25 protein-coding genes and 4 pseudogenes are annotated in these 22,708 nt (G+C 67.6%); 17 read left to right on the top strand and 12 right to left on the bottom strand.

Annotated elements, in window-relative coordinates:
- Nucleotides 1–192: pseudogene (locus tag ACFTZL_RS16620) on the bottom strand (aminoglycoside phosphotransferase family protein); the annotation flags it as partial.
- Between the two features lie 264 nt (nt 193–456).
- On the opposite strand from ACFTZL_RS16620, the gene ACFTZL_RS16615 reads away from it, so the two are divergent.
- Nucleotides 457–579 carry a hypothetical protein gene (locus ACFTZL_RS16615; RefSeq protein ID WP_382582527.1) on the top strand — a complete coding sequence of 41 codons (123 nt, stop codon included), beginning with the start codon at nt 457–459 and terminating at the stop codon, nt 577–579.
- A 144-nt stretch (nt 580–723) separates the two neighbouring features.
- Here the strand turns inward: ACFTZL_RS16615 and ACFTZL_RS16610 are convergent, their stop codons facing one another.
- Entirely contained in the window at nt 724–984 is a 261-nt protein-coding gene (locus tag ACFTZL_RS16610) for a hypothetical protein (RefSeq protein ID WP_382582524.1), read from the bottom strand.
- Nucleotides 985–1,095: 111 nt separating this feature from the next.
- Between ACFTZL_RS16610 and ACFTZL_RS16605 the strand changes: the two genes are divergently transcribed.
- The 3 genes and pseudogenes from ACFTZL_RS16605 to ACFTZL_RS16595 all read left to right on the top strand — a co-directional run bounded on the left by ACFTZL_RS16605 (nt 1,096) and on the right by ACFTZL_RS16595 (nt 4,319).
- Nucleotides 1,096–1,710 carry a TetR/AcrR family transcriptional regulator gene (locus ACFTZL_RS16605; protein ID WP_382582521.1) on the top strand — a complete coding sequence of 205 codons (615 nt, stop codon included), beginning with the start codon at nt 1,096–1,098 and terminating at the stop codon, nt 1,708–1,710.
- 245 nt (nt 1,711–1,955) lie between these two features.
- Nucleotides 1,956–2,906, top strand: a complete 951-nt coding sequence (locus tag ACFTZL_RS16600) for a MerR family transcriptional regulator (protein ID WP_382582518.1) — start codon at nt 1,956–1,958, stop codon at nt 2,904–2,906.
- A gap of 231 nt (nt 2,907–3,137) precedes the next feature.
- Nucleotides 3,138–4,319: pseudogene (locus tag ACFTZL_RS16595) on the top strand (alpha/beta hydrolase family protein).
- 398 nt (nt 4,320–4,717) lie between these two features.
- Here ACFTZL_RS16595 and ACFTZL_RS16590 read toward each other — a convergent pair.
- The 4 genes from ACFTZL_RS16590 to ACFTZL_RS16575 form a co-directional block, all read right to left on the bottom strand.
- On the bottom strand, nt 4,718–5,575 hold the full coding sequence (locus tag ACFTZL_RS16590) for an aldo/keto reductase (protein ID WP_382582515.1): 858 nt from the start codon (nt 5,573–5,575) through the stop codon (nt 4,718–4,720).
- Nucleotides 5,572–6,006, bottom strand: a complete 435-nt coding sequence (locus ACFTZL_RS16585; protein WP_382582512.1) for a cupin domain-containing protein — start codon at nt 6,004–6,006, stop codon at nt 5,572–5,574. The genes ACFTZL_RS16590 and ACFTZL_RS16585 overlap by 4 nt, the downstream gene beginning before the upstream one ends.
- Nucleotides 6,007–6,096: 90 nt before the next feature.
- Nucleotides 6,097–7,083: an aldo/keto reductase gene (locus ACFTZL_RS16580; protein ID WP_382582509.1), complete on the bottom strand. Its 987-nt coding sequence runs from the start codon at nt 7,081–7,083 to the stop codon at nt 6,097–6,099.
- 2 nt (nt 7,084–7,085) lie between these two features.
- On the bottom strand, nt 7,086–7,979 hold the full coding sequence (locus ACFTZL_RS16575) for a helix-turn-helix transcriptional regulator (RefSeq protein WP_382582506.1): 894 nt from the start codon (nt 7,977–7,979) through the stop codon (nt 7,086–7,088).
- A gap of 152 nt (nt 7,980–8,131) precedes the next feature.
- Here ACFTZL_RS16575 and ACFTZL_RS16570 point away from each other — a divergent pair, with 152 nt between their 5' ends.
- The 3 genes from ACFTZL_RS16570 (at nt 8,132) to ACFTZL_RS16560 (ending at nt 9,992) form a co-directional block, all read left to right on the top strand.
- Complete coding sequence (locus tag ACFTZL_RS16570) at nt 8,132–8,467, top strand: carboxymuconolactone decarboxylase family protein (RefSeq protein ID WP_382582503.1); 336 nt, start codon at nt 8,132–8,134, stop codon at nt 8,465–8,467.
- A gap of 34 nt (nt 8,468–8,501) precedes the next feature.
- Nucleotides 8,502–9,143, top strand: coding sequence for a hypothetical protein (locus ACFTZL_RS16565; RefSeq protein ID WP_382582500.1), 642 nt, complete (start codon nt 8,502–8,504; stop codon nt 9,141–9,143).
- 333 nt (nt 9,144–9,476) lie between these two features.
- Nucleotides 9,477–9,992, top strand: coding sequence for a hypothetical protein (locus ACFTZL_RS16560; protein WP_382582498.1), 516 nt, complete (start codon nt 9,477–9,479; stop codon nt 9,990–9,992).
- Here ACFTZL_RS16560 and ACFTZL_RS16555 read toward each other — a convergent pair.
- Nucleotides 9,991–10,140, bottom strand: a pseudogene (locus ACFTZL_RS16555) (aldo/keto reductase); the annotation flags it as partial. The gene ACFTZL_RS16560 and the pseudogene ACFTZL_RS16555 sit on opposite strands and share 2 nt — an antisense overlap.
- 247 nt (nt 10,141–10,387) lie before the next feature.
- On the bottom strand, nt 10,388–11,509 hold the full coding sequence (locus tag ACFTZL_RS16550; protein ID WP_382582529.1) for an MFS transporter: 1,122 nt from the start codon (nt 11,507–11,509) through the stop codon (nt 10,388–10,390).
- A gap of 176 nt (nt 11,510–11,685) precedes the next feature.
- On the opposite strand from ACFTZL_RS16550, the gene ACFTZL_RS16545 reads away from it, so the two are divergent.
- The 6 genes from ACFTZL_RS16545 to ACFTZL_RS16520 all read left to right on the top strand — a co-directional run bounded on the left by ACFTZL_RS16545 (nt 11,686) and on the right by ACFTZL_RS16520 (nt 15,839).
- On the top strand, nt 11,686–12,294 hold the full coding sequence (locus tag ACFTZL_RS16545; protein WP_382582495.1) for a TetR/AcrR family transcriptional regulator: 609 nt from the start codon (nt 11,686–11,688) through the stop codon (nt 12,292–12,294).
- 188 nt (nt 12,295–12,482) lie between these two features.
- The gene (locus tag ACFTZL_RS16540) at nt 12,483–13,250 is read left to right on the top strand and encodes a DUF6300 family protein (RefSeq protein WP_382582491.1); all 768 of its coding nucleotides are present in this window, start codon (nt 12,483–12,485) and stop codon (nt 13,248–13,250) included.
- Between the two features lie 37 nt (nt 13,251–13,287).
- Nucleotides 13,288–13,704, top strand: coding sequence for a hypothetical protein (locus ACFTZL_RS16535; protein WP_382582488.1), 417 nt, complete (start codon nt 13,288–13,290; stop codon nt 13,702–13,704).
- Nucleotides 13,705–13,876: 172 nt separating this feature from the next.
- Nucleotides 13,877–14,194, top strand: coding sequence for a hypothetical protein (locus tag ACFTZL_RS16530; protein WP_382582487.1), 318 nt, complete (start codon nt 13,877–13,879; stop codon nt 14,192–14,194).
- A complete protein-coding gene (locus ACFTZL_RS16525; protein WP_382582484.1) occupies nt 14,109–14,378 on the top strand; it encodes a hypothetical protein in 270 nt (89 codons plus the stop codon). The genes ACFTZL_RS16530 and ACFTZL_RS16525 overlap by 86 nt, the downstream gene beginning before the upstream one ends.
- 618 nt (nt 14,379–14,996) lie before the next feature.
- On the top strand, nt 14,997–15,839 hold the full coding sequence (locus ACFTZL_RS16520; RefSeq protein WP_382582481.1) for a MerR family transcriptional regulator: 843 nt from the start codon (nt 14,997–14,999) through the stop codon (nt 15,837–15,839).
- Between the two features lie 423 nt (nt 15,840–16,262).
- On the opposite strand, the gene ACFTZL_RS16515 is transcribed toward ACFTZL_RS16520, so the two are convergent.
- The 4 genes from ACFTZL_RS16515 to ACFTZL_RS16500 form a co-directional block, all read right to left on the bottom strand.
- Nucleotides 16,263–16,973 (bottom strand): maleylpyruvate isomerase family mycothiol-dependent enzyme, encoded by a 711-nt coding sequence (locus tag ACFTZL_RS16515; protein ID WP_382582478.1) that lies wholly within the window; start codon nt 16,971–16,973, stop codon nt 16,263–16,265.
- An 11-nt stretch (nt 16,974–16,984) separates the two neighbouring features.
- On the bottom strand, nt 16,985–17,494 hold the full coding sequence (locus ACFTZL_RS16510; protein WP_382582475.1) for a GNAT family N-acetyltransferase: 510 nt from the start codon (nt 17,492–17,494) through the stop codon (nt 16,985–16,987).
- A 1,486-nt stretch (nt 17,495–18,980) separates the two neighbouring features.
- Nucleotides 18,981–19,157 carry a hypothetical protein gene (locus ACFTZL_RS16505; protein WP_382582472.1) on the bottom strand — a complete coding sequence of 59 codons (177 nt, stop codon included), beginning with the start codon at nt 19,155–19,157 and terminating at the stop codon, nt 18,981–18,983.
- Nucleotides 19,158–19,547: 390 nt separating this feature from the next.
- Nucleotides 19,548–20,060 (bottom strand): hypothetical protein, encoded by a 513-nt coding sequence (locus ACFTZL_RS16500; RefSeq protein WP_382582469.1) that lies wholly within the window; start codon nt 20,058–20,060, stop codon nt 19,548–19,550.
- A 286-nt stretch (nt 20,061–20,346) separates the two neighbouring features.
- Between ACFTZL_RS16500 and ACFTZL_RS16495 the strand changes: the two genes are divergently transcribed.
- The 4 genes and pseudogenes from ACFTZL_RS16495 to ACFTZL_RS16480 all read left to right on the top strand — a co-directional run.
- Nucleotides 20,347–20,877 carry a hypothetical protein gene (locus ACFTZL_RS16495; RefSeq protein WP_382582466.1) on the top strand — a complete coding sequence of 177 codons (531 nt, stop codon included), beginning with the start codon at nt 20,347–20,349 and terminating at the stop codon, nt 20,875–20,877.
- 283 nt (nt 20,878–21,160) lie between these two features.
- Entirely contained in the window at nt 21,161–21,604 is a 444-nt protein-coding gene (locus ACFTZL_RS16490) for a hypothetical protein (RefSeq protein ID WP_382582463.1), read from the top strand.
- 141 nt (nt 21,605–21,745) lie between these two features.
- A complete protein-coding gene (locus tag ACFTZL_RS16485) occupies nt 21,746–22,108 on the top strand; it encodes a hypothetical protein (RefSeq protein ID WP_382582532.1) in 363 nt (120 codons plus the stop codon).
- A 205-nt stretch (nt 22,109–22,313) separates the two neighbouring features.
- Nucleotides 22,314–22,460: pseudogene (locus ACFTZL_RS16480) on the top strand (transposase); the annotation flags it as partial.
- Between the last annotated feature and the right edge of the window lie 248 nt (nt 22,461–22,708).

Genomic DNA, 22,708 nt, shown 5'->3' with positions numbered 1-22,708 from the left:
CCCCGGGAGGGCGGCGATCGCGAGCACGGGCGGCTTGCGCCACAGGACCTCCGGGGTCGGGACCGGCGCGAGGGACATCGCCTCGACCTCGGCGTCGAGGCGCGCCTGATCGGCGTCCACCTTCAGGAACACGTCGCCGACGCGCAGGGTCGCGCGCTCGGAATGGGCGACGACGACTTCGACCTCATCCATGGGCGACCAGTATCCCGGGATGACTGCCGACGTCGCCGGGTTTATCGCGTGCGATTACGCGGCTGACCACGTCCCGCTACCCGGCGGCCTCGTGCACGACACCGACCTCTGACAGGGGCAAGCCCACCACTTTTGTTAGGAGCCCCAACTGGCCGCAGCCCCGGCAGCGTTGCTGAAACTCATCGACATTCCCGCCGCCGACCCCACCCAACCGTTGCTGGAACTCACCGACAGGCGTTGCTGCCCGTCATCGACATACTCAGGGTGGGCACCAAGCTCCGCTGGAGCCTGACGACCGACCGAGGCGAGTTGGCGGCCCTGCGTGAACTGGCTGATGCCTGCTCGCTTCAGCCTGTGAAGTACGAGCTGGCCCTGTTGCGCGTCTGAGTCCCCGGCGCCTTCGTGTCGGGGACGGCACCCGGCTCATCAGCGCGCCGCCAGCACCGATCGGTACCGCCAAGACCTCCCGATGCCGTGATCGCACCAGCCACATCCGGAGCATTGCAGCTCGCCGGTTGGCCTGCGGACTTCTCACGGGTGGCGGTCCGCCCGCCTCCTCGCGTAGTGACGGCGCGCCGCCGTTCCCAGCAGGGCCAGACCCGCGAAGCCGACCAGCAGCGTTGCCCACTCAGGCATTTGGGCTGCCCGCAGGAGGCCGGCGACACCAAAGCTCGTATCCCAGCCGGCCTCCGTGATGGCGGAGCCGAAGCCCTGGATGACGAGGATGGCACCGAACGGCCACAGCAGCCCCTGCTTTGAGCTGCTGTCCGTCCTCTTGAACTGCTTCGCCATGGCGAGCTTCCCCTCCCGGTGTCCGCGCATCGTTCCGATGCGACCGCATCACATCGTTGCAGTGGATCTGGATACGATGCAAGTGCATCAGAACGTGGGAAGGAGTAACCCGTGCCCAGGCAGGTCGACTACGAGGACCGACGCCGACGGATCGCCGAGGCGGTCTGCACCCTGATCGCGCGCTCCGGCATGGAGGCCGTCAGCCTCCGCGACGTCGCGGCCCAGGCCGGCGTGTCCATGGGTGCTGTCCAGCGATGCTTTCGCACCAAGCAGGACATGCTGCTCTTCGCGCTGGAGCACATCTCCCAACACGTCGGCGAACGTGCCAACCAGCGCATCGCCGCCACCTCCACCCCCCAGGCCGCGTCCACCCTGCTGTCCCACACACTGGCCGAACTCGCCCTGCTGGATGAGGAATCGAAGACACGGGCTCAGGTCTGGCTGGCCTTCGTCGCACATGCCCCTGCCAGCGAGAACCTGGCCGCCGTCCTGCGCGACACCTATGCCAAGCTCCACGGCCTCATCGCGTGGCTCATCCGCTACGGCCAGGACACCCGGGAAGTTCCCCAGCACCTCGACCCCGATCGCGAAGCACACACGCTGCTCGCCCTGGCCGACGGCCTCACGGCTCACGTGCTGGCAGGCCACCACTCCCCGGCCACGGCGCTGGCCATCCTCCAACGCCACATCGACCACCTGCTGGGAAAGGCATCCGACCACAGCTGACGCCTCCAGCCCAAGACATCAGCGTCGCACCAGCCCCAGTTACGGGACACTCCCTAATCTCTCGGATTCCGCGTCAGCGGTAGCCCTCCTCGACTGGCGCGGCGAGGTGGAGGGAATCAACGCCAGTCTTGCTGGCGTCAAGAACAAGCTCAAGCAACCTGATGCCCAGGTATCCCGGCCCAGCCTCTGTTCACCCCGGGAATGTCGGTTGAGTCTCCCGTGGGGGGAGACGCCAAGCTGGGGGCATGGACAGCGACACGCTCTATTCCATCGGAGAACTATCCCGCCGGACCGGTCTGACGGTAAAGACCATCCGGTACTACTCCGACCAGGGCATCGTCCCGCCGACCGACCGGAGCCCGGCGGGCTACCGGCTCTACGGCCTCGACGCACTCGCACGCCTGGATCTGGCCCGCACACTGCGCGATCTCGGGCTCGACCTGGCGACCGTGCGCAAGGTGCTGGACCAGGAGGCATCCATACCGGAAGTCGCAGAAGCACACGCCGACGCCCTGGACATACAGATCCAGACCCTCCGCCTGCGCCGGGCAGTACTACGAGCAGCCGCCAGACGCGGCCCCACCACCATGGAGATGGACCTCTTGCATCGACTCGCCACGCTGTCCCAGTCCGAACAACGCCGGATGGTAACCGACTTCATCGACGACGCTTTCAGAGGCTTTGACGCCAACCCCGAGTTCGTGACCCTGATGCGATCCACACTGCCCGAGCTCCCCGACGATCCCACGCCGGAACAGGTTGGGGCCTGGGTGGAACTCGCCGAACTCTGCCAGGACGCAGACTTCCGTACCGGGGTACGGCGCATTGCCGAGGAGCAGGCGAAAGAGCCTTCTCAGCAGGACGTCAGTGGCCTGCACGACAGTCTCGATCAAGCGATGCTTGAACGAATCGACGAAGCCGTGTCCGCCGGCGTCCTTCTCGCCTCTGCCGAAGCCGCACCCCTTGCCGGCTCACTGGGCGGTCTCTACGGCCACGCGTTCGAGCGTGCGGGCGATGGTGATCTGCGCCGCTGGCTCGTCGCCCGCCTGCAGATGTCCGTTGACCCACACGCCAAGCGCTACTGGCAGCTCCTGGCGACGATCAATGGATGGCCTGCATCACCAACACTCGCTCCCGTCTACACGTGGTTCACCACCGTTCTTCGCGGTACTTCTGCCGCGGCAGCGACGTCTTGAGCTGCGAAGGACAAAAGCCGTGCGGGCGAGGCACCGAGAGCGGTCTCGAGGTGTCTCCGCTCACTGAAGGCTGACCGATCTCATCGAACTTTGACCGGCCGTCTCAGAGGCAGCGGATAGGCTCTCACGCTGCCGGGAAACCTGGCCTGACAAGATCCGACCACAGAGGTACGCCCAAGTAAGCCTGCAGATCGACGTGTTGGAGGACACCGGAGGTCAAGCGTCGGCTGTATGACCACCAGACGTCGCAGAGCCATTGCAGCCAGTCTGCTCACCCTCGCCCTTTCCGCCCCGCTCCTGGACACCGCACCCCCCGCCTTTGCCCAGGGCGTTCAGACTCCTGGCTCCCGGGTTCCGTACACGAGCGGGTTGGCGTTGCCACTTCCCACCGGTCCGTACACGGTGGGCCGCCGCGTCCTGCACTTGGTCGACAGGCACCGCACTGACCCGTGGGTGCCAAGGGCGGGAAACCGGGAGTTGATGGTGTCGGTGTCCTACCCGGCGCGTGGGGCGAGCGGTTCCCCAGCGGCATACATGAGCGATGACGAGGCGCGGCTCCTGCTGGAGGCCAGAGGTCTCGGCGGCGTCGTGCCTGCCCAACGGTTGCAGGGGCGCGTACTCACGCTCAGGAAGGCGTTCCCCCGGCGCCGGGGCGTTTTCCCCCTGGTGCTGCCTTCTCCGGGATTCTCGATGCCGCGCACCACACTCACGTCGGTCGCCGATGATCTCGCGAGTCGCGGCTACGTCGTTGCGTCCGTGGACCACGCATACGAATCCGTTGGTACGGCCTTTCCCGGGGGCCGAATGCTGACCTGTGCGACCTGCGCGCAGGTCCACACGCGCGAGGACAAGGCAGCCGTAGCGCGCGGCCGGGCCAAGGACATGTCCTTCGTGATCGACGAGCTGACGAAGACCCGGCAGGCGGGGGCGCTGTCCCGCGCGATCGATGCGAGCCGGATCGGAATCGCGGGACATTCGATCGGGGGCGCGGCCGCCGCGGCAACCATGGCCGCCGACCGTCGCGTGCGCGCCGGAGTTGACCTGGACGGCAACCTCCTCCTGCAGCCTGCCGCCACGGGGCTCGGCCGACGCCCGTTCATGATGCTCGGTGCCGAGTCCACGCACAGCCCCGGCAACAAGGAAACCGACTGGCCTGCGGCATGGCAGCACCTGAGCGGCTGGAAACGCTGGCTGACAGTGACCGGCGCCGAGCATTTCTCCTTCACGGACCTGCCCTATCTTGCCGGTCAGTTGGGCCTGTCGGATCCCGCCGCGCCGCTTTCCGGGCAACGAGGCTGGGACATGACCCGCGAATACGTGACAGCCTTCTTCGGCCTTCACCTGCGGGACATGCCGCAGCCGATCCTCACCGGTGCGACTGCCGCCCACCCCGAGGTCGTATTCCAGCCGTGAGGCGGCAGAAGAACAGGGCAGTCGAATCCCTCCGACCGGTCCACCATGCTCCTGGCCGACCTACGGCCTCAGGGCCCGGCGAACCCCGAGGCTGCTGGTCACCGGCCGATCAACCGGAGAAGGGCTGTCCCGGTGGCCCAAAGGCCTTACACCCGCCGCACATGGAGGAGCGACAGTTGGCGGCGTACAGATCGACCTTCGACTGCGACGTCCCCATAAGGCCCCCAGCGGCAGAAGCGCATCCCAACGTCCCATCGCAAGCCCCTGGGCGACTTCAAAACAAACCGACATCGCAAACTCGATCAGAAGGTGACTCCCGCCGTCACCTCAAACGACTCCCGCACTGAGATACATAGCCACCTGAGGCCAGGCCGTCATGGGGCGGCGCTCGTCTGGCATCACTTGCCGCTGTAGGCGGGGAACACGCTGTGCTCGCCGTAGTCCACGTCGCGCAGAACCCGCAGGGCGTCCATGTCATCGCCGGAGATCTCGAAGTCGACCTCGGCATTGGAGCGCATGTGTTCGGGGTTCGCCGTCTTGGGCAGCGACACCGTGCCCAGCTGCAGGGTGTAGCGGATGCACAGCTGTGGGACGGACACGCCGTACTTCTTTGCCATCGCCTGGACCTCGGCGTTCTGCAGGATCGCTCCGTGTGCGATCGGCGAGTACGCCTCGACGAGGATCTGCTTGCCCTCGCAGTAGTCCAGGAGCGCTGAGGGGGTGTTGCCGGCGTGGACGAGCAGCTGGTTCACGCGCGGCGCGACGGTCGCGCCCTGGAGGATGTTCTCCAGGTCCTGCTGCTGGAAGTTGGACACCCCGATGGAGCGGACCTTGCCGACCCGATGCGCCTTTTCGAGCGCGCGCCATGCTTCGCGGTTGCCATCGGCGTAGTCGCCGCCGCGAAAGTCGTTCCACGGCTGCGGGCTGTGGATGAGCATCAGGTCGATGTACTCGATGCCGAGTTTCTCCAGTGACTCGTCGATCGCGTCGACCGCCTGGTCGTAGTCCTTGATCTCCGCAGCGAGTTTGGTCGAGACGAACAGCTCGCCGCGGGGCACGCCGGCGGTGCGCACGCCCTCGCCGACGCCGCGCTCATTGCCGTAGGCCTGGGCGGTGTCGATGTTGCGGTAGCCGATCTCCACGGCTGCGCGGACCGCCTCGGCCGCCTGATCATCGTCGATGAACCAGGTGCCGAGCCCCAGCTTGGGGACCTCGACGCTGTTGGACAGCGTGTAGGTCTCGTCCAGGATGGTCATGCGTTTGCTCCGGTCTTCGGCAGCTCGCCGTACGCCTCGTCGGTGACGGGCTCGAGCCATTCGTTGCTGACGTCTTCGCCCGGGGTGATGAAGGCAACGTGGGAGAACCACGAGTCGGCTTTCGCGCCGTGCCAGTGCTTCGTGCCCGCCGGAACGCGGACCACCGTTCCCGGCTCCATGCTGACGGGATCCTCGCCCTCGGCCTGGTACCAGCCGCTGCCCGCCGTGCACAGCAGGATCTGGTCACCGCCGCCGCCCGTGCCGTAGTGGATGTGCCAGTTGTTGCGGCAGCCCGGCTCGAAGGAGACATTGCTGACCGGAACGCTCCCCGAGGCGAGCGGAGCCAGGTAGCTCTGGCCGATGAAGTACTGCGCGAAGGCGTCGTTCTTCTCCCCGAGCGGGAAGATCTGGTCAAATCCGTTAACAGTCATTTCGTTCTTTCCTTCTGTTTCAGCGCGTCCCGCCGGGCGCGTGTGCGGCAGCGGTGTCCTGGGTCCGGCCGGCCAGGCTGCGCAGCATCCCTAGCGATTGACGTAGGCCATGTGCTCGGCGTTGTAGCGATCGCCGCTGACTCCGACCCGCTGGGCGAGGCCGTCGAGGTCGGCCACCTCGTCCGCGGACAGCGCAACAGCCGTCGCGGCGGTGTTCTCCTGGATGCGTGCCGTGCGGCGGGTGCCGGGGATCGGCACGATCCATGGCTGCTGCGCCAGCAGCCAGGCCAAGGCGATCTGGCCCGGCGTCGCGCCCTTCGCTTCGGCGAGTTGCCGGACATGGTCGACGAGCGCCTGGTTCGCGGCCAGGTTCTCCGCCTTGAAGCGCGGGACCCGGTGGCGGATGTCCCCGTCGATGAAGGTCGTGGACGCATCGACGGTGCCGGTGAGGAAGCCCTTGCCGAGGGGGCTGAACGGCACGAACCCGATGCCGAGCTCGGCGAGCGTGGGCAGCACCTCAGCCTCGGGGTCCCGTGTCCACAGTGAGTACTCGCTCTGGACCGCGGTCACGGGGTGGACGGCGTGTGCGGCGCGGATGGTGGCGGCCGAGGCCTCGGAGAGCCCGAAGTGCCTGACCTTCCCCTCGGCGATCAGCTCGCCGACCGTGCCTGCGACGTCCTCGATCGGCACGGCGGGGTCGACGCGGTGCTGGTAGAACAGGTCGATCGTGTCGGTGCGGAGCCGCTTCAAAGACTCCTCCGCGGCGCGGCGGATCTGCGCGGGACGGCTGTTGAGGCCGACGCTCTGGCCGTCTTGGATGTCCCATCCGAACTTGGTGGCGATCACGACCTGGTCGCGGATCGGCTCGAGCGCCTCGCCGAGCAGCTCCTCGTTCACGTAGGGCCCGTAGACCTCGGCGGTGTCGAAGAAGGTCGCTCCCTCGTCGACTGCGGAGCGCAGCACCGCGATCATGTCGTCGCGGCTGCCGGGGTTGGGGCCGTAGCTCTGGGACATGCCCATCGCGCCGAGCCCGATCGCGGAGACCTTCAGGCCTTGTCCGAGTGTTCTGGCGTGCATGGTCATCTCTCCTGGATCGTGGTCGGGTGCTCGCTCCGGGGCAGTCCTGCGGTGGACGTCGCGGCGAGGCTCGCGAGCAGCTGCAGGCGCTCCTGGCTGGGCGAGCCGGGCTCTGCGGTGTAGATGAGGAAGGACAGCCCGGGCTCGGCGGTCAGCTCCATCCCCTCGTAGGTCAAAGTGAGATCGCCGACCTCGTGGTGGTGGAATTCCTTGGTGCCCGATCCGTGGCGGCGCACGTTGTGTGCTCCCCACCGAGTGCGGAACGCTTCGCTGCACGTGGACAGCTCACCGAGCAGGTCGTGCAGCTGCTTGTCCCGGGGGTCCCTGCCGGCTTCGGTGCGCAGGATCGACACGGTGACGTCCGCGGCCGTCTCCCAGTTGGGGTAGAACGCCTTGGCCCGTTCGTCGAGGAAGCAGTAGCGCGCCAGGTTCTCTTGTCCGGGGCCGTCGAACACCTCGTCGTAGAAGGCGCGCCCGAGGGCGTTGGTGGCGAGGACGTCCATCCGCCCGTTGCGCACGAATGCGGGCCCGAGTGCGATGGCGCCCAGGGCACGGGTCAGGCTGTCCCTGGGCACCCATTTCTTCGACCTGCGCCTGCGCACAGGCCGGGCCGCGCCGTTGGCTGCTCGGGCGAGGTCGAAGAGGTGCTCGCGCTCGGCGTCGTCGAGCTGCAGCGCCCGGGCGACCGACTCGAGGACGGCGTCGGAGACGCCGGCCAGGTGACCGCGTTCGATCTTGGCGTAGTACTCCGGGCTCACGTCCGCGAGCATTGCCACCTCGCCGCGGCGCAGGCCCGCGACCCTCCGGTGTCCGGAGACCGTCAGTCCAGCCTGCTCGGGAGTGAGGTTCGCTCGACGGGACATGAGGAATTCCCGTGCTTCGTTCCTGGCGTCCATGCGTTCCACGCTAAGGCGCGGAGCTCGTGTGAGGGATGCCCTGCCAGTACGTCCTTCACGGGGGACTCCCTCGCTCGGCATGTCCAGCGATGTCATTGGCATTGCACCTTCAGAGATCGATCGACGGACGTCGACGCATGTAGGGAGAGAACATGGCTGAGAGCACAAGCACCGGCTGGACCGGCGGGAAGAATGCCTTCGGCGACTTCGCCCCGGGGATGGTCCATTACACCGACAGGGTCCTCTTCGACGAGGTCTGGGAGCGCGAGGGCCTGTCCAAGCGCGACCGCAGCCTCGTCACCATCTCCGCTCTGACCGCGCTCGGGAAGATGGACCAGCTGCAGTTCCACCTCGGCTTCGCCCGCCAGAACGGCGTGACCGACGAGGAACTGCAGGAGGCTCTGCTGCACCTGTCGTTCTACTCCGGCTGGCCCAACGGCATGGGAGCGACGAGCGTGCTGAAGAGCATCGTCGAGGAGCAGGACTGAACATGCCCCCAGATCCGGCCGCCGCGTCGGCCGGATGATCGGGGCGACGGCATCCTCGATCGAGGTCGCGATGCTGCTGCGGGACGTCCTCTCGCCGCTGCCGATGCGCCCGGGCTGGGGAGAGTCAATGAGCTGGCCCTATCCCGGCATACCTGCGGTACTGGTCGCGGACCTCGCGGGTGGGCCGGTTGTCGGTCTGCCGTTCTTCAGACCGGAGGCCATCACCGTCGACCACGGCGCCGTCTTCAAGAACCATCATCTTGTCGAGGTCGCACGCACCCTGGGCATCGACGTGCCGCCGGCGCGGGCGATGCGGCCGACGGACAAGGCGGCGTGCGAGCGGGCCTTCGCCGCGATCCAGTCGCTGCTGCTGGAACTCGTGCCGGGCTGGCGGGGGATCGACGTCGCCGACCGCGGTGCCGCCCCCGAGGCCGACGCGGCCTGGACGGTCGGAGATGGAGCACCTGCTCGCCTCCTGGATCGTCGCGGTGTGGCAGAACCGCCGCCTGGAATAGCACGCTCCCGCATGGGATCCCCCCGGCGCGATTCGGGGGCGTCGCGACTCGCGCTGCTCCATTTCCTGGCGCGCGTGCAGGAGCGCGACCTGGCCCGCACCCGCAGGTGGATCGCCGACGAGGAACGCCGCGAGTCCGACCACCGGCCCCGGAGTGGCTGATCGAGCTGGGCCTCAACCGGACCGGGGCACCGGTCCACGTCCACGCCGACGACTGCTGGAACGCGGGCAAGCGCAGTCTTGCATGAGAGCGGTGTCGCGCGGGCGGTCTGCGGTGGTGTGGCGGCCGGCGGCGTGTAGCGCGGTGAGCCAGTCCACCCACGATCGGGGCTGCCCTGCCTTCGTGGTGGTGGGTGTTGCCTGCATCGGCGAGATGGCGCATGGCGCGGACGTGCTCGTCCTGGTCGCCGGAAGGGTTCGCGATGGATTGCACGACGTTCAAGGAAGATCTCCGGGATGACGTTTCGTGCCCAACCCCGGCTACGGTGGTCGGTCGTGACGAGCTACGACCTGCAGGTCATGTCCACCAGCGGCCAGATGCGGAAGGTTCGCGTCTCTCACCCGGAAGAGCCCCCTTGGACCCTCCGGGTAGCGGATCCACAGGGGCGCGACTACTGCGGGAAGGGGCAGGACCTCTATGAAGCCCTGCGTCAGGTGCGCGTGGAGATGGAGGGGGACTGCCTGATGCTCTGCTGCAACGGAGCAAGGAAGAACGCTCACCCGTCCCCGTCCATGTCAGCTGCGGGGGCGGATTTCGTTTACCTCACGCCTGCCTATAGGGTGCTCACACTGAGGGACATATTCCCCCTCCTTGGCCCTGCCCCGCCGAGTAGCGTCGTTACCGTAGAAGAGCAGAAGGATTACTACGCGGCCAAGCTGATGTCGAGAATGTACTTGATTCAGTGGTGCAATCCGGTCTCATGGGTAAAGGTCCTTGAGGCGGCTTTCAAAGGGCCCAGAGACTGGCAGCCGGAGATTTCGCAAGACGGGGTTCTTGCATGGCACTGTTGAAGCGCGGGCTGGTCCGGCGCCGGTCGCCCTCGTCGAACTGGTCGGGAGAGCGCAAGGTGCCGGTGAGGAAGCCGTGGCCGAGCGGCGAGTACGGCACGAACCCGATACCGAGCTCGCGCAGCGCGGGCGGCATCCTGGTCTCCCTGCCGACCTACGGATCCCGGCTGAACTGGATCGAATCGGAGTTCGCGGCCCTGCGCTGCTTCGCCCTCAACGGCACCGACCACCGCACCCACGGGGAGCGGAACGCCGCCATCGCCGCCTGCATCCGCTGGCGCAACGCCCGCGCCGAGCCCGAGACCGACTTCGCCCCCGACTCGCCGATCCGCCAGTGGACCGCATACCCGTCCAAGGCTGCATGACGAGCCACGAGGAGTGGTCCGGTCAGTTCTCGATCAACGCCCTGCGGGGAATGCTGCGCGCCGGCCGAAGCCGACCGTGGCGAGCGCCATGAGTGTGAGAGCGATCATCCCGGCTGGAAGAACCGGTGCGCCCACGCCATCGACGACCACAGCCCCCACAGCACCACCCGCAAAGATCGCCATGTTGAAGGCTGTGGTCAGCATCGCGTTCGCCGCGTCGGCGTTCTCGCCCGCGGCCTCCCCCATGGCCGTCTGTAACTGTGTCGCCGAGCCGCCGAACGCGAGGCCCCACAGGATGATCGCGAGCAGCACGAGCACAGTGGACTGCTGCGCGGCGGCAAGAAACGCCCCGGCGACGATGAACAGGGTCACACTCGCCAGGGTGAGCCTGCGAAGTGCGCGGTCGATGAACACGCCGGTGATCCAGATACCTCCGAGCGCAGCGACGCCGAAGACGAGAAGTGTGACGTCGGGCCGGAGCGCGAGACGCATCTGCTGCAGGTAGGAAGCGATGTAGGTGTAGAGCAGGTTGTGCGCGAGCATCCAGGCGAATACGACGGCGAGGATGGTCGCCACGCCGGGAATGCCCAGCACTCGGCTGAGCGGAGCGCGTGTCTGCGCCGACTGCCCCGGGGCGTCGGGCACGAGGAACTTCGCGAAGACCATGACGATGACGCTGAGCAGTGACATCGCGGCGAAGGACCAGCGCCACCCGACCGTCGAGCCCAGCCAGGCGCCAAGGGGGGTTCCGACGGACAGCGCGACGGGGGTTCCGGTCATGGCGATGGCAAGGGCACGCCCGGCGTGCTCAGGTGCGACGATACGCCGGGCGTATCCGGCGAGCATGCCCCACAGCAGACCGGAGAAGGCTCCCCCGACGAACCGGGCGACAAGAGCGACGGTGAACGACGGCGAGAGCGCGGTGACGGCGTTCGCGACGAGGAATCCGAGCAGGCCCGCGAGGAGGAGCGGCTTCCGCCGTGCCCCGCGCGTCAGCGCGATCGCGGGTATCGCGGAGAGGACCGTTCCGATCGCGTAGGCGCTCACGAGCTGGCCGGCGCCGCCTTCGGAGACGTCGAGTCCGGCAGCGAGCTGCGGGAGCAGCCCCGCCGGCAGCGTCTCGGTCATGATCACGATGAATCCGGTACACGCCATCACCACCAGTGCCGGAACGGGGAACGACTCGTGCGCTCGCTCGCGGACCGGCGTGGGGCACGTTGTGGTCATCGGGTCGGACTCCTCCACTAGTTATGGATTGACTGATCCGATATTGATCGTTGTGCTTACGGGTGTCAAACTGGATCAGTCAGTCCGCAATAAGGAGGTTCGCCGTGTCCCCCGTCGGCCGTCCCCGCATCTTCGACATGGAGGCCGTCCTGGAGGCCGCGATGCTGCTGTTCTGGGAACAGGGTTACGAAGCGACATCGCTGGCCCAGCTCCGCGAGACCACAGGGCTGTCCTCCGCGAGCCTCTACGGCGCCTTCGGCTCGAAGGAGGGACTGTTCGAGAAGGCCGTTGAGCACTACATCGCCGGACCGGGCAGCGTCACCGATGTCGTGGCCGACGAGGCGGAAAGTCCCCGCGAGGCCATCGCCCGGCTCCTCCACGGGTCGATCAGCATGCAGACCGACACCTCCCACCCTCGCGGATGCCTCGTCGCCCTCTCGGGGACGGTCCGGGCACCGGGAGCGGGCGAGGTCGGAGCGCGAAAGGTCGTAGCGGCGCGCCGCGCAGCGGACCGAGCACGCATCAGGGCGTGCATCGCACGCGGCATCGCCTCAGGAGAACTCGCCGAAGACACCGACGTGGACGGCGTCACGTCAATGATCCACGGCTTCTTGCTCGGTATCTCGACACAGGTCTGTGACGGCACATCAGCACGGCACCTGCACGCCGCGGCCGACGCCGTGCTCGCGAACTGGGACACACAGGGACGCTGACGCTCACGCGCACCACACGCCGACATCGGTCCACGCACGGCCCCCGGAACCGCACGACCTCAGGCGACATGAATCGCGTGCACCACCGGCGGCACACCTGGCCGCCCTGGCCTGCTGACTGCCGGGCAACCCGTCGATAACCCGGCCGACGATGCGAGCCGAGCCACCAGCCCTGTTCGCGGCGCTCCATGAGCAGGGGCACACCCTCGAACACACCGGCGGTGCGGCGGACTTCCTTTGCGGCGCAGCGCCTTGGCGCGCTGGAGAACGAACTCGGCTTCTGCGTCGTCCAGGTCTTACGGAACCAGGGGGTGTTCCTCTGCTGCAGTTGCTCGAACACGACGGCCGGCAGGCGCCAGCCCTTTGACGTTGATCATCAGGTGGGCGGATCGTGGCCGTTCGCATCCCGAGAGGAGGCCTTGCATGTCGTTCACCTGGCGCTATGTGGTGCGCCCCGACGGCTCGTTCTTCCGCACCGGCAATGCCGACGGCGACCTCGATGCCGTAGCGACGAAGCGCTCCTCCGGCTGCAGCCCACCTCCGGCCGGGACGAACGGTTGCTGGAGCCCTGCTCACGCTGCGGCGGCGACCTCGTGCTGCAGTGGAACGGCCCGTGGGGGAGCGGCGTGTGGATGGAGCTGTGCCCGGCCTGCGACGCCGACCGGCCCGCCGCCCGCGCGTTCATCCCCTGGCACCGTGACCGTGACCGCGACCGTGACCGCGACCCCGACTGCGACCGCGACCGCGACCCTGAGGATGCTGCCCCAGTTGTTCGAGGACCGGGAGGCCGAGGTCATGCATGCCCACGGCTGGGCCCGCGCGGAGCAGCCCGAGGCTCCAGAGTGCCCGCCGGCCCCCCGCCCTGCCGCGAGGCTGAGCGGCCGCCGACGAGGGAACAGGCACGGGACCGTCCACGTGGAATCGGGCGCGGCAGGGCACTCTCGGTGGTTCTGTAGCCTGGCGTCGTCGGTTTGCCGGGGGCGGGAGTTGACCGTGGGGAACGTGCTGTCCGTGGCCATCGGGGCCGGTATGGGGCTCATCGGGGCGGTGTTCGGTTCGTGGTTCACGGCGCGCCGTCAGGACCGCATGTGGCTTCGCGAACAGAAGCTCAAGGCCGGCGTCGGTTTCAACACTTCGGTAGCTGCGCTGTTCGACTACCTTCGGGGAACGCAGCTGGGCGACGACGGTGCCGGGGCCAACGAATTGGCGAACCGGATGCAGGAAGCACGGTCAGCCCTCTACCTCCTGTGCGCCGAGGACACCGTTGATCTCGCCGATGCTCTCGCCCGTCGGGTCTGGAGCACGCGGCCCACCGACGGCAGGGACGATCGCAGGGCCGAGAACCGGGAGACGTTGGACCTCCTGCGCCGCTTCACCCGCCAGCTCCGGCAAGAGATCGCCAGATCGTAGTCCCCGTGGGAGGCGATCGCATCGATCACCTCCCGGCCACCGGCCACCGGTCTTGCGCACCGTTTCGCTCTGTACGTGCCCTGCGCGCAGTGGGAAGTTGAGTGGGCCTGGTGGCCGCCGGGCAGGCCCTCGCCCCTAGGCCTCCCACTCGCCATAGACCCAAGGAGCGTCCGTGGCCTCGGACCACGACATGCTGTGGCATCGCTGCGCGCGCCTGGGCCGCGTTGTGCTGCCGCTGGTGGACCAGGAGCCATGGCGGCAGGATCGTCGTCACGAAAACCTGCGGGCCCGGGGCATCGACACGGCGGCGGGTGAGCGGCTGATCGAGGTCTTCGCGGCCCTGGCCGCCCACGCCATCGCGCTCGACGCTTCCGTGTCCGCCGCGCGGTTCGATGCTCTGCCCCTTGGGGACGTGGCCGACGCGGCGACCGGCAAGCAGGATTACGAGCTGCTCGCCGGACTCCCGGGGCACCTTCGCCGACGACCGTGACCAGCAGGCCGTCAACGTCTTCCGCCTGTACAGCTACAAGGGCGGGCACTACAGCCACCGGCTGTTGCTGCTGGGCAGGGAAGTGCACCATGCGCTGAACGTCCTCGCCGACCGCTCACCGACACCGTCTCCCACATGCGGTGACATCCTGCGCCGGGCAGCCGAGGCCGGCCTGCCGCAGTGATCACGGGGGTCAGACGAGCTACTGGCTGACCCACGGCCCCGGGGCCCCGGCGAGGCCCCGGGCTGCCGGTCACCGGCCGTCAACCGGAGAAGGCGCGGCCCGGCCTGTACGAGGGAACAGGCCTGAACCGTGCACGCGCTGCCGGTGTCACCGGTCAGACGAGCACAGCCCGGCACCGACACGACTCCACCAGCCGGCCCGTCCGCTCCTCGGGCTCCTCCAGCTTCGGCAGCTCGCGGTGGCGCTCGCCGGCGTGAACTCAACCCCTGATCTTCTGGAGGTCGGTCGGTGCGCAGGAGGCACAACGCCGCAGCGCGGTCGACGGCCGACCGGTCGTCTTCTGGCGGCCGGGGCTGCCAGTACTGCATACGGCTGCGCATCCGGCTGGGCCGTAGCGCCCGCTGATGGGGCTCCTTGAAAATCTCCAACCCCTGCTCGGGGTGCCATCAGACCTGCTCGACGGATCTCCCCACCCATTCCGGGCCTGTCCCGGGACGGGACACCCATAGCGAGGGACTGCCCGATAGCCCGTCAGCATCTGGGTGGTGTGTAGTTGCATATGCCGTAGCGGCATGTGGTGTCGTCGAGGGCACCACAGCACGAAAGGTTCTGTCTGCGATGTACCCCTCCGCCACGCCTCCCCGCGAGGTCAAGATCGGCGATGCCGCCGCCTTCGCCGGAACCACCCCGCGCGCCATTCGCCACTACCACCAGATCGGTCTGCTGCCGGAGCCCGAGCGAGGCGGAGACGGACGCCGCCGCTACGGCTACGACGACATGATCCGCCTGCTGTGGATCCGCAAGATGTCCGAGGCCGGCATCAGCCTGGACGACATGCGGGCCGCCTTCGACGAAGTCCGGGACATTGAGGACGTCCTGGGCCGGCTGGAGGAGACCCTGGCCGCCCAAGAGGCCGACATCAAGCGCCAGCGCGCCGCAGTCCAGCGCCTGCGGGACGTGGGCAGCCCACTGGGCTTGCTCTCCCCAATGGTCACGGACCGGCTCAGCCACCTGCCTCCCGGCGCACTACGCCCCACCGACCTGGACGCCCTGCTGGTCACGGAACGGATCTTCGGGCCGCTGGGAGCCGCAATTCAGGCCAGCGTGTTCATCACCCTGGCCACCCACCCCGGCCTACGGGCCGAGGCAGACCGCCTCGACGCGGCCGACGCCGCCCTCGACGACACCGTCGACCCCCACGACCCGCAGGTCGAGGAACTCGCCGCGCAGCACTGCGCCCACCACAAGGCCCTGCACCAGGCCATTGAAGCGGCCGGACTGGACGTGGCCGAGGAGAAGCTCTTCGAGATCTACGACGCAGAGGCGAGCGGCGAGGAGGAGGTCCAGATGAGTGCCTTCGAAGCGGTCACCAAGATGCCCTACGGCTTCTCCGCGGCCCGGACACGGTGCATGGAACTCACAGGACAGCTCCTTGCCGGGGACCTCTCCGCAGGCAGCTGATCGCTGGTGTGGCCGTGCGTGAGGATCCCGGATCGGCCACCGACACGAAGCCAGCGTCTCGACATCTCGACACGGCCCGCACACGTCACGAGCGAGGGACCCAAGCCGCCGACGACCCGGGCCACGCTCCTTTGAAACCCCCCACTTCGTTGAACACCAGAGCGAGTGCTGCGAGGAGCATCCCTGGCCGTTTTCACGAATCCCCATCACCGCCAGCTGCACTGGGGTCAACATCTGGCGTGACCCGGCAGGAGCGTCAGCGGTGAGAGCGGCCAACGACGGCAACGAGACCGTGCCCACCGTAGTCGTGGCGGGCCAACCACACACCAACCCCGATCCCGAGCGGGTGCGCGAACAGCTGCCCCCTTCCACTTGATCAGAAAGTGTGTCCCAGGGGAGGGGCGCCCGCAGACCCAGACGAGGTCACGGGCGGTCCAGGCGCTGTGGAGGGTGGGGCGGCCAGGGGCCGAGAGCAGGCAGGTCCTCCGCCGTCACCGGTGAGATCACGGGCATACGTCCGGCCAGCCAGGCCGCGAGGTCGCGCACGCCTGCGGTGACCACCGTGCCCGGCGGGCCGTAGCCGAGGGACCACTGGCGGCCTACATCCTCGGCATGAAGACGAGTGCCTGCCGGGAGGCGGACGAGGAGGAAGTCGATGGTGTGTGCGGCCAGGTCCTGGGGCCAGTCGTCGGGCCTTACGCCGAGTTCCAGATCGACCATGTGGATCCATGCCTCGCGCCAGCGTGCGAAGACGGTGGCGGCAAGGTCCGCGTTGCGGAACGTGACGGGTCGGCTCCAGTCCCTGTCGGTGGCGCGCGCCCAGGACGCCTCCAGCCTGGCCGTGTGCGCGGCGAGTTGGGCGCGGTGTTCGGCTGCGCTGCGGTCGGCCGTGGTCTCGATGATCGCGTTGCGCTCGTCGACCCCGCCGTCGTAGCCCGCTACGAGTTCACCGCGCAGGGCGTGTTCGGCGAGACGGGCGAACATTCTCGCGTTGTCGGTGAGATGCGCGAGGACGTGACCGCGTGACCAGCCCGGAAGAGCGGACGCTTCTGCGACCTGCTGGTCGCTCAGTCCGGCCACGAGCCTTTCCAGTGTCCGGTGGGCTTCGATCACAGCTGCGACAGGAGGTTGCATGACCCTGCGTCCTACAGGACGGGGGTCTGGTTGAGGTCTGCCGGGGCCTGGGCAGCGAGTTCCTCGAGTGGTTCACCGCTCAGCCGGCACACCCTCCACTCGTCGAGGAAGTCCACGCCGAGCGACTTGTAGAAGTCGATCGTCGGCTCGTTCCAGGCCAGGACCCACCACTCGAAGCGTTCGTAGCCCCTGTGCTGGCAGATCGCGGCCAGGGAGGCGAGCAGAGCCTTGCCGTGTCCTCCGCCTCGGGCGTGCGACCGTACGTAGAGGTCCTCCAGGTGCATGCCGCGCGTGCCGGTCCAGGTCGAGAAGCGGGGAAACCACAGGGCGAAGCCCACGGTCTGCCTCGTCTCGTCGTCCTCAGCGATCAGTGCGAAAGCAGCGGGATGTTCCCCGAACAGCGCGTCGCGGAGCTGCCCCTCGGTGGCTCGGGCTTGCTCAGCAGCCCGTTCGTACGCAGCGAGTTCACGGATCATCGCGCGGATCTCCGCGATGTCGTCCACAGTGGCGGCCCGGATCATGCCGGAGATCATCGGCCACCGTACCGAGCCGTGTCCATCCGATTCCGCGCCTCGTCCGCGGCGTGAACCCGACGTGGTCTTCCCTTCGACGGAGGGTCTGCAGAAGCACGTCCGCAGCGGGGTCGGCAAGAGTCTTGTGGCGCATCAGCACGCCGGTGATGCTGACTTCCGTCCTTGCGTTCGTCTGTGCGGCCTTCCTGATCGCCATGGTTCCAGGGCCCAGCACGGTCGTGATCCTGCGCCGAGCGGTGGCGAACGGCCGCAGGACCGGCATGACCACGGCCCCGGGTAACGAGTGTGGGGTGCTGCTATAGGGCGCGCCGCGGCCTTCAGCCTCTCCGGTGCGCCAGGTCTACGCTCTCCCCTTCGCCGGCGAGGGCATAACGGCCCGGCCGGTCTCGCCGCCAAACGACCGTGTGCGCCCAGCCGCTCCAAACCGTGAACCGGGGCGACGACCTCAACCTCAAGAGCGCCTCGAACAGGCCCGCCGCGCGCTCGCCTTCCGCACGGCCTACGGCAACCCACCCGAGGACTACCGACATCAAGCCCAGCACATCACCGAGTAGACGCATCGCCAAGTAGGTGTGTACTCGGTGCTAACGAAATCCATGATGCTGCCACATACCCTGAGATGCGCGTGGACAGAAGGGCCGATGGCGCTCTGAACACTGATCAATCGCGCGTCAAGTGCGGCAGTCGAAGAGTCAACCGGGGTCTGAGCCTCTTACGGCAGCGGACTTGGCAATGCTGAGCCCTAATCAAAAACGAACACGGAGAGGCAAATATGCGTAGGGCAATGGCGGGAATTGCTGCTTCGAGTATGGCGGTAGCGGCTTTTGCTGGGGTCGGCCTGGTGGGTGCTGCCGCGCCTGCCCAGGCAAGTGAGGGCGACTGCTTCGAATACGTCAAGCAGTACATGACCCGTTCAAGCGAGCATGCACGTGCCCGCACCGTTTGCGGGTTGGGTGAATCGATGACGTGGGAAAAGTGGTGTACTGGCGAGCTGGACAAGCTTCACGGGGTGAACAAATATATAGCCGAGTCTTCTTGCCAACTGGCGTGGCAAAAGAAGTAAGGCGCTCCTAAACAGGCCCCAGTGGCCTCTGGGGTCCTGCGCTTCCCAGGGGGGACTGGTCACCGGCTGGTCACCGGAGAAGGCCGCGGTCGAGCCTGTATGGGGAACAGGCCACTGACCCTCTGAGCGTTGCCAGTGTCGCTGCCCGACGGGCACAGCCCTGCAGCGACACGAACCCCTCCCGGCCGCCGCGTAGTTGGCCAGGGGAGCGGCCAAGACCCCAGGGCCTGCACGCACACCAGGGTGACGCCACTGCTCAGAGCCCACGGCATCGCACTGAGGTGCGTGCAGGCCCTGCAGCGCGGGCCGCTGGCTCCAGCCCTCGGGGCCGCCCAGTACACCCGGGGTCCTGCCCGCCGGTGTCACGCGGCCGCCGACTCCGGTCCGGGGCGGCGGCGCGACCTGGTGCTCTCACCAGTCGTCGGGCGCGCTGCCCACCCACGCAGCCGGTCGGCCCTCGCTGTCGCGGCCCCGGTGAGGGTCCTCCATCGAGGCCTCGTGGCCGTCGTCCAGGACGCAGATCCGCCCCCAGCGGCCGTGCTTGCCCGGACAGATCCCGGCAAGCCGGGCCGTGGCGCCGTCGCGCACAGCCTGGCCGCAGCGGTCCTGGAACGGCAGGAAGCGGGCACACAGTTCGATGCCGAGCTGCGTCTCGGCCGTCCTCGACCTGCGCCCTCGCCTCCCGCGCCTCGGGGTCGGCCAGCAGCGAGATGGCCCTCTCCGACTGCGCGAAGGCGCTGTTGCGAACGTGCCGCCGTACGGCCGCCTGCACGGACCGAGGTGATCGCCGTCGTCCTTGTCCACCCCGACACGGGCCACGCCGCTGCCTACCTCCACGTGCCACCAGCTCGGATATTCTGTCAAGGGCTGGCTGCGAAGCGACCGCGACGAGGCCCCCATCAGGAGATTGCGGGACAGCTGGCCGCTGCGGCGAAGGCGCCTGAGCATCGAGGTTCCCGATCCCGAACTACGCAGCATTCACTGCATGGTGCCAGGCGGAAGTACATGCAGCCCCAACTCGCGGTACACGGTTTCCGGGCGCCTGGATGACGCTCGCCAAGCCAGGTCCTCGAAGTAGCGCATGTGTTGCCGATGATGTTCTTGGCGCTCTAGGTAGACGTAGGGGGCCAGCAGATTCCACGCTCGCAGCAGGCTCCCGCCGTACGCGCCGATGATCAGGGATTCATCGACCAGGCCGTGCGCGACCAGTTTGCCGAGGTCGTTGTAGAACAGACCGACACGCTGGATGTACCGCCTGTTCTCCTCCGGGAGTTGCTGATACGCGACGGGCTGTGGGTGTTCGACTGCCAGCTGGTACAACACGTACTCGACTGCTTCGAGGTAGTCGTCGCCTCGTGTGTCCCGAAACCCCTCCAGGATCATCGCCAACACCGTTGACTTCCGGGATGACCTGAGCTGACTCCACGCCAACCACGCTGATGAGACCAGCGCGATCACTGAAATCAGCAACGTCACAAGGTTCAGGTTCATCGTCCCCCCTACTGCCAACGCACGGTGCCAGCACAATGCACCGCGCGACTATTGAAGGGCATACCCGCGTTGCTCAGCATGACGGACGCTCGGTGCCGCCCCGGCCTCCGCACACGACAGAGGCCGGCGCGGTCGCGGTGGTCCCTCATCACCGAAAGCAGCGAGAGGAGAGCGACGCCTGACTGTCGGCTCTTGGCTTGCGTACGGATCCCTCCCGCGCAAGAGTGCGGTTGACGTGCTGCTCGGGGCTCAGGGCGGCGGGACGGGGGACGGACAGGTGTGCAGGATGGATGTGGCCGCCAAGGATGCGGCGATCGCTCGGTTTCTCCACGAGTATCCGCAGCCAGCTGATGCCAGCCGTAGCCATCCTGCCCTCCACGGGTGTGAGGAGGTCCGCTGGTCCGAGTTTCCGGGATGTCCCGCCGCGATCCCGGTGCTTCTGCATGCCCTTCTCGATCAGGCCGTCGCGTCCGAGGCCCAACGGGTGCTCACCAACACCATGTTCGACAGCATCGCCGAGATGAACGCGGCCATGCCGGAAGTCCTGCCCTTTCTGCTTCGTCTCGCAGGCGACCCGCAGGCTCCTGAGCGATCCGGACTGCTGGATCGTCTGGTCACGGTCGCCGAGTTCTCCGAGCCGATCGAGGCCGACAACGAGGCCATGGTGCTGTGGTTCGGCAGCGACAGCGATCACCCCGAGCGTGAGCAGTGCAGGGCTGTGTTCGCGGAACACGCGAGCGTGGTGGCGATGCTCCCAGAAAGCCTGATCACCGCTGTCAGTCAGGCGAAGCTCCGGAAGGCCGCTGGACTCGTGTAAGGCTTCCGCGCTCCGGCCACCAGCGCGACCGAAGAGGCTGGGACGGGAAACGCCACGGCCTCGTCGAAGCGGCGGCCCTACTACAGGCAGTGGTGGAGCTGTCCGAGCATGCGGGTGAGGAAGTTTCTCTGGGCGGCTGCGTGCCGGTCTCCGTGCTTGTCGTGACGCATCCTGGCCCGCGGGCACAGCTGATCTCCTGCTCACCCCGCCGATGGCCGCGGGGCGTCCTACTGTGTGAGTGTCACCGCTCTCCTCCCCCCCAACCAGCAAGGAGAACCAGGTCGTGAACGTCGAGATCCCCCCGCAAGTGCGCGACACCGCCACTCACCTGGGGGCTGGCGTTGCGTACGCGCTGAAGGTCCTGGCTGGCCAGTTGGCTGACGAACCGGACATGGGCGAGCCGTCGGGGCTGCCCGGCATTCTCACCGTGACGGTCGACGGTGACGTCTTCGAGGACTGCCCTGCTCTGGCCATCGGCTACATTCGCGAACCTGACCGGATCGAAATCCGATACGTGAATCCGGCACTCTCCGCCGAACCCGTCGCGGACGACGAGGACCAAGACGAGCACGAGTACGTCGGGGCTGGGCAGTATCGGTTACCGCAGCAGATAACGCGCCAGGTACCGGCAGGAGTGCAAGACCATGCTGCAGGTCTACGAGGCGAGCCGATGACAGCGCGCTCGCCATCGCAGCCAGCACACTGCTCCTCGCGATCACTGCCGTGAGGCTATAGCTCAACTCATTCACGCTCCCGACCACTCTTCATCGCGCTGATCTTGGCAGCCCTAGGCACCTCGATCATGTCGCCCACCTAGCCGCAGCCCTGCACATTGTCCCGGCCTTCGCCGCCGAGTAGCTCCCCCCTGTTGGGCCTCCTCCCCGCGGCCTCCCCCTGCCGAAGCCCCGCGCCCGTCGGCCTCCTCCGTGACGCCTCCGGCGAACGGCTGCCCGTCAGCGTCTTCGGCTACAAGGTCGCGGGTGATACCACCGCCCCGGCCGGCGTCACCGAGAACTGTCGCGTCCTCGTCTCCGGCAGGCGGCTGTCCGCCATCGTCGGCACCGTCCGCCGCGAGGCCCTCGAACTCAGCGGCTCCCTGCCCGCCTACAACGACGCCTTCCTTCTCGACGTACGCCTGTCCGACGTACGGGCCCGGGAAGCCGCACTCGAGCGAGCCCTTGCCCCACTGGTCTCGGCCAGACGCCGCCGGAACGCGGCAAAGCTGCTGTAGGACCAGGAGACATCCGGACTGCTGTTGTCTTCCGTCGCCCGGGAAAGAACCGGCCCCATGTGCCCTCCCTGCTTGCCGAGGACACAGGATCGAGGGACGCCGGGCAGCGTCTGCAACTGAGATGATCTTGACGTGGTGGTGTGATCACGGCGTCGGAGCCGTCCTGGATAGCCCCGTTCTCCGGGCTGAGCCCGCGCGCCTTCCCTACAAGCAGGTCCGGGCCCGTGTCGAGCACGTCTTCGCCCGCATGAAGACGTGGAAGATCCTCCGCGACTGCCGCCTCAGAGGCGACGGCGTCCACCACGCCATGCTCGGCATCGCCCGGATGCACAACCTCGCCCTCGCCGGATAGATCAGCGGGACGTGCGGCGGCCATGTGCACCTGACGCGACCAAAAGATCATTTACGGGACAGCTCTTAGGCAGGGCTCTGGCGGAAGGGGCCCTTCCATCGCCGCCAGCCGTGCCCCTTTCTGTACGGGTGGTAGTGGATAGCGCCGGCCTAACACTCCAGCCGTAGATCGTGATCATGGATACGGAGGCTGCTCGCCGGTAGCCTGCCTGAGTGGCTGAGATCTGGGGCGAAGAGCAGTTGATCGCG

Origin of the sequence: Streptomyces sp. NPDC056948 (assembly GCF_042674225.1) — a bacterium.
GTDB classification, from domain to species: domain Bacteria; phylum Actinomycetota; class Actinomycetes; order Streptomycetales; family Streptomycetaceae; genus Streptomyces; species Streptomyces purpurascens.
Note: the sequence above shows the minus strand (reverse complement) of the source record. Positions and strands in the feature narration are given on the sequence as shown.